Annotated in this window: 5 protein-coding genes; 3 read left to right on the forward strand and 2 right to left on the reverse strand. The window is 67.9% G+C overall.

Features of this window, described 5'->3' with window-relative positions:
- On the reverse strand, window positions 1–1,516 hold a 1,516-nt coding region (locus VF542_RS14220), incomplete at its 3' end, for an NACHT domain-containing protein (protein ID WP_408652361.1).
- Window positions 1,517–1,757: 241 nt separating this feature from the next.
- Window positions 1,758–2,756: a LacI family DNA-binding transcriptional regulator gene (locus tag VF542_RS14225; protein WP_408652362.1), complete on the reverse strand. Its 999-nt coding sequence runs from the start codon at window positions 2,754–2,756 to the stop codon at window positions 1,758–1,760.
- Between the two features lie 170 nt (window positions 2,757–2,926).
- On the opposite strand from VF542_RS14225, the gene VF542_RS14230 reads away from it, so the two are divergent.
- The 3 genes from VF542_RS14230 to VF542_RS14240 all read left to right on the forward strand — a co-directional run.
- On the forward strand, window positions 2,927–3,973 hold the full coding sequence (locus VF542_RS14230) for a substrate-binding domain-containing protein (RefSeq protein WP_408652363.1): 1,047 nt from the start codon (window positions 2,927–2,929) through the stop codon (window positions 3,971–3,973).
- Window positions 3,974–4,119: 146 nt separating this feature from the next.
- Window positions 4,120–5,145, forward strand: coding sequence for an ABC transporter permease (locus tag VF542_RS14235; RefSeq protein ID WP_408652364.1), 1,026 nt, complete (start codon window positions 4,120–4,122; stop codon window positions 5,143–5,145).
- Window positions 5,142–5,289: ATP-binding cassette domain-containing protein (locus VF542_RS14240; protein ID WP_408652365.1), on the forward strand; the 148-nt coding region annotated here is incomplete at its 3' end. The genes VF542_RS14235 and VF542_RS14240, both read left to right, overlap by 4 nt.

Consider the following 5,289-nt stretch of genomic DNA (forward strand, 5'->3'; position numbering starts at 1 on the left):
GGTGAGCGGCGCTCGTCGACGGCGGGCCTGGCAGTGGCTGCGTCGTTGACGCAGCTCTGGGATGGAACAACCACGGCGGACGTCCGTCGGCTATCCCTGCCACTGCCAGCGAAAGAACAAAGAGGGTCCCGACGACCAAGAGCGTCCGGCTCAGCCGGCCGGCCAGCAGATGCTCACGCCCGCTCCCGACCAGGCCCTTATGGCGGCGGCTGAGTTCCAGGTTGTGCCGGGTGACCCTGGCACCGGCGCCATCACCGGTGCGGGTCCGCAGTTCCAGCGAGGCCGCCAATGCCGATTGCGCGGCCGGCAGGTCGCCCAGGCACAGCGCCCGGGTTCCCTTCTGGTGCAGCGCCCAGGCCTGGGTGTCCGGATCTGACATCTCGACAGCGGCGGAATATGCGCAGTCCAGCACGCGCAACCAGTCGTCGAAGTAGCCGCGGACCGCAAGGGTGGACTCCGTCGACCGGACCAGCCGCAGGGCCGGTTCGAAGTTGCGGGCGGTCACCGCCCACTCGATCAGCAACCGGTGCAAGCGCAACCGTCGCGGCGTCGCGGCTGAGCTGTCACCCTGCGCGAGATACTCCAGGGCGCCGGCGCGCCACTGGTCAGTCTGGCTTTGCACATACGACACAAGATCGAACGAGGCCGGCCTTTCGAGCAGCAGTTCCAGCGCGGCGCTGTCGAACGCCTCGCCCGACCCCACTTCGGCCTCCGCGCGAACCGCTGGCAGCGGGATCCCGACCGCCTTGCTCCTGGTCCGTTCCGCCTCCTCGAGGGCCGCGGCGAAGGACCGCTGCAGTCGTAGCGGATGACCAGCGCTGTGCTGCCAGAACGCTTCGGCCAGCGCGCGTTCGGCAGCCTCGAGGGGCCGGCCGAGGCAGTGCTCGAGCAGGGGTACGGCATCCTCCAGCGGGAGGCCGTCGAGCGGGATGCTGCGGCCCTCACCCCACAGCCGGCGATCATGGCTTGCGACAATGCAACGGCAGCCGGGCAGTAGGTGCAGGATGTGACAAAGCTCGTCCGGCTCCAGGTCGACATCGTCCAGCAGGATCAGGGCGCGGGCCGAGTTCAGGTCGTGGCGTACCTGGGCGTCCACCGGCTTGTACGGGCTCGGACATTCATGGAAGGCGGTCCAGATGTCATACAGCGCGTCGTTGAGCTGAGCGGCATTGAGCGACAGATACACGACGCCGTCGGGGTAATCACCGTCGGCGACGGTCCACGCCAGCTCCTCCAGCATCGTGGTCTTGCCACTGCCGGGTTCGCCCCGTATCTCCACTACCCGAGTCGTCGAGCCCGGCAGCGCCAGCTCGCGCAGGGGTTGGCGATCCAGCACCAGTTCCGGTCGTGCCGGACGCAGCACCACCGGCCGCGACCGGGCGACGGGCGCGACGACGCCGCCCTCGACAATGGTGACGACGCCGCCGTGCACGCCTCCCAGGTTCAGGACCCGCTGCTCGATGTGGGTTCCTACGGCGACCGTGCCGCTGATCGGCGCCTGAAGCAACGCGGTCACGTTCGTGGAATCGGCCGGATGTTCAGTCCTACGCGCGCTGGTCCTGTCGGCGCGCCACCATGAGATCATGGTCGCTCCAAACCATTCCCGTCAGCCGCTGTCACGGCAACGACGGGATGCCTCACTCAGTGTGTCAGCATGCTCTGGCGTTTGGGAAGGAGTCGGTGGCGACGCCGATCGATACCTGATCAATCACAAGGTTTCGCAGGCCAGCCGACACCGGGATCCGCGCCGCGCTGCCTCAGCCGGGGCAGCCGCAGGACTGGCGAACCATCAGGCTGGCCACGATCCGCTCGGTACGAAACGGCCGGTCGGGGCTCGCCATCCGATCGGTGAGCATGTCGATGGCCCGCTGGCCGATCGCGGTCCAGTTCTGGGCCACGGCAGTCAGCGGGGGATCGATGAGGTCGGACCACTCGAAGTCGTCGAAGCCGGCCAGGGCCACGTCCCGCGGCACCACGACTCCGGCCTGACGCAGCCAGCTGAGAACCCCGACCGTCATGTAGTTGTTGGCAGGGATGACAGCGGTGGGACGCGGTCGCCGGGACCACAGTTGCTCCATCGCCCGGCCGGCCTCGGCAGCCGCCGATCCGCCCTCGACGATCAGCTCGGGAATCACCTCCAGCCCGTTGCGCCGCAGGCCACGCAGGTATCCCTCCTGCCGCTCGATGGAGGTGGCCAGCCCGGGCATGCCGGCGACCAGGGCGATCCGGCTGTGACCGTGCCGGGCGAGGTGGTCGACGATGCCCGCCATCGGCTCGACATTGTCCGAGCCGACCTGATCGAAGTGCGCGGCGTCCATGATCCGGTCCAGGAGCACCACCGGAAGCCCCGATGTTGCCAACATCGGCAGGGTCTGCTCGGCGGCCCGGGGACTGGGCGCCAGGATGATTCCGTCGACCCGCCGGTCCAGCAGCGCGTTGATCAAGCGGTATTCCGACGCGCCGTCCTCGTGGGTCTCGCCCAACAGCATCAGCGAGCCGTGCCGGGTGAGGGCCGCTTCGATGGGCATCACCAGGTCGGCAAGGTAGGGGTTGGACTGCGCGGACAGCGCTACCCCGACCGACTGGGTGCCGACGCCGCGGGCAAGCGCGCTGGCCAGCCGGTTGTGCCGGTAACCGGTGCGGTGGATGGCCTCATTGACCCGCTGGACCGTCGCCGGTTCCACGACCCTGGTGCCGTTGATGACATGCGACACGGTCGACATCGAGACACCAGCCGCCTTCGCGACGTCGCTCATCCGTACGTTCACGGCGTCCCCTCTCAGGCCTGTGTTACCCAGCTGACACGATCGTATCATCGAAGCGCTTGCGCAAGCGCTTGCGCAATCGTGGGCCGGGCAGCTAGCCTCGAATCACCCCCAAGAAAAGACGGCCAAACAGCGGCAGGGGCTCATCCAGGAGGAAAGAAATGCAACGCACGCCCCGTAACACCCGTATCGCGCTGACGGCCGCCGTCCTGATCGCCCCGCTCGCCCTGGGCGCCTGCACCGCCACCAAGTCCGGCAGCTCGAGCAACGCCAGCGGCGACAACGCCGGCGGCCTCAAGATCGGGCTGGTCACCAAGACCGACTCGAACCCCTACTTCGTCTCGATGCGTACCGCGGCGCAGAAGGAGGCGTCCAAGATGGGCGCCCAGCTGGTCGCCGCGGCAGGTACCGCCGACGGCGACAACGCCAGCCAGGTCACCGCGATCGAGAACATGATCGCCTCCGGCGTCAAGGCCATCCTGATCACGCCCAACGATTCCAAGGCGATCGTTCCCACGCTGCTGGCCGCCCAGCAGAAGGGGATCTTCGTCGCCGCGCTGGACACCCAGACCGAAGGGAACAAGGGCGTCGACGCCACCTGGGCCACCGACAACACCAAGGCCGGCCAGGAGCAGGGCGCCTACGTCAAGGCAGCGCTGGCCGGCAAGACGCCGGTGCTGGCGATGCTGGACCTGCAGCCGGGCGTGTCGGTCGGTGACCAGCGCCACGACGGGTTCCTGAGCGGGATGGGAATCGCCGAGGGCAGCAAGGAGATCGCCGGCCGGCAGGACACCAACGGCGACCAGGGCAAGGGGCAGGCCGCGATGGAGAACCTGCTGCAGAAGAACGGCAACATCAATGCCGTCTACACCATCAACGAGCCGGCCGCGATCGGCGCCTACACCGCCCTGAAGAACGCCGGCAAGGCCAGTCAGGTCGTGCTGGGTTCCATCGACGGTGGGTGCACCGGTGTCCAGGCGGTCAAGGACGGCAAGATCGCGGCCACGGTCATGCAGTTCCCGTCGAAGATGGCGATCGCCGGCGTCGACGCCGCGGTGGCCTTCGCCAAGGACAAGACCAAGCCGTCGGTGCCCGCGTCCGGCTACATCGACACCGGCGTCCAGCTGATCACCGACAAGCCGCTCGGCGGCCTCGACGCCAAGGACACCGCATGGGGTTTGCAGAACTGCTGGGGCGGCACTTCCTGAGTCCGGGCCTGCCGCAGCGGTACGGCCGGTCGGGTCGGGCGCGGACCACCCCGACCCGACCGGCGCACTCAAGGTCCGCGTAAGGGGATTCCCCTGGGCAAATGACCGCCCACCGTGCCTGTCCAAACCGAAAGGCGTTGTAAGACATGACCGAGTCACTACAACTCGCCGGCGAGAAGGCCGCCGCGGTACCGGATACCTCCGGCACCCGCGCCGCGACGATTGCCGACCGATTCTTCCGCAATCCCGTTCTCGGGCCGCTATCCGCGCTGATCCTGGCGGTCATCGCATTCTCGATCTTCACCGAAAACTTCCTGAGCGTCGACAACACCTCGCTGATCCTGCAGCAATCGGTCGTCGTGGGCACGCTCGCGCTCGGCCAGACGATCATCATCCTGACCGGCGGCATCGACCTGGCCAACGGCGCCATCATGGTGCTCGGCACCCTGGTGGTCGCGAAGACGGCCTCGGGCAGTGAGGGCCTGCAGATACCCGCGCTGCTGATCGGGTTCGTGCTCTGCGCGTTGCTCGGCCTGGTCTCCGGGCTGATCGTGTCGCGACTGGGGCTGCCGCCGTTCATCGTCACCCTTGGCCTGCTGACCATCCTGACCTCGGTGTCACGGCTCTACACCAAGGAGACGGTGCTGGTGGACGACGGCCCGTTGACGGTGCTGTCCAAGGGCGGTTACCTGTTCGGCCAGTTCCAGATCACCGTCGGCGTGCTGCTGGTGCTCATCAGCGTCGCCGCCCTGCACTTCGCGCTCACCCGGACCGCCTGGGGACGGCACGTCTACGCCGTCGGCAACAACGACCTGGCGGCCAAGCGCACCGGCATCAACGTGCGCCGGGTGCTGCTGTCGGTGTACGTGCTGGCCGGGCTGCTGTACGCGCTCGCCGCCTGGCAGGCCTTCGGCCGTAGCCCCGCAACCTCGCCGAACGCCTACCCGACCGCGAACCTCGACACCATCACCGCCGTCGTCATCGGTGGCACCAGCCTCTTCGGCGGCCGGGGCACCGTGCTCGGCAGCTACCTCGGGGCGCTGATCGTGCTGGTGCTCCAGTCCGGGCTCACCCAGGCAGGGATCGACCCGCTCTACCAGAACATCGTCACCGGTGTGCTGGTCATCGCCGCCGTCGCGTTGGACTCCATCACCCGAAGGAAGGCCCGATGAACGAGATCGTCATGGAAGCACGCAACATCGTCAAGCGCTACGGCCACGTCACCGCGGTCGCCGGAGCCGATTTCGACCTGCGGGCCGGTGAGGTGCTGGCCGTCATCGGAGACAACGGCGCCGGCAAGTCGAGCCTGATCAAGG

Origin of the sequence: Jatrophihabitans sp. (assembly GCF_036389215.1) — a bacterium.
Lineage (GTDB): Bacteria > Actinomycetota > Actinomycetes > Mycobacteriales > Jatrophihabitantaceae > Jatrophihabitans_A.

Coding starts and splice junctions, on each gene's coding strand:
- VF542_RS14225 (WP_408652362.1), bottom strand. CDS start 2,756: ATGAGCGACGTCGCGAAGGCGGCTGGTGTCTCGATGTCGACCGTGTCG.
- VF542_RS14230 (WP_408652363.1), top strand. CDS start 2,927: ATGCAACGCACGCCCCGTAACACCCGTATCGCGCTGACGGCCGCCGTC.
- VF542_RS14235 (WP_408652364.1), top strand. CDS start 4,120: ATGACCGAGTCACTACAACTCGCCGGCGAGAAGGCCGCCGCGGTACCG.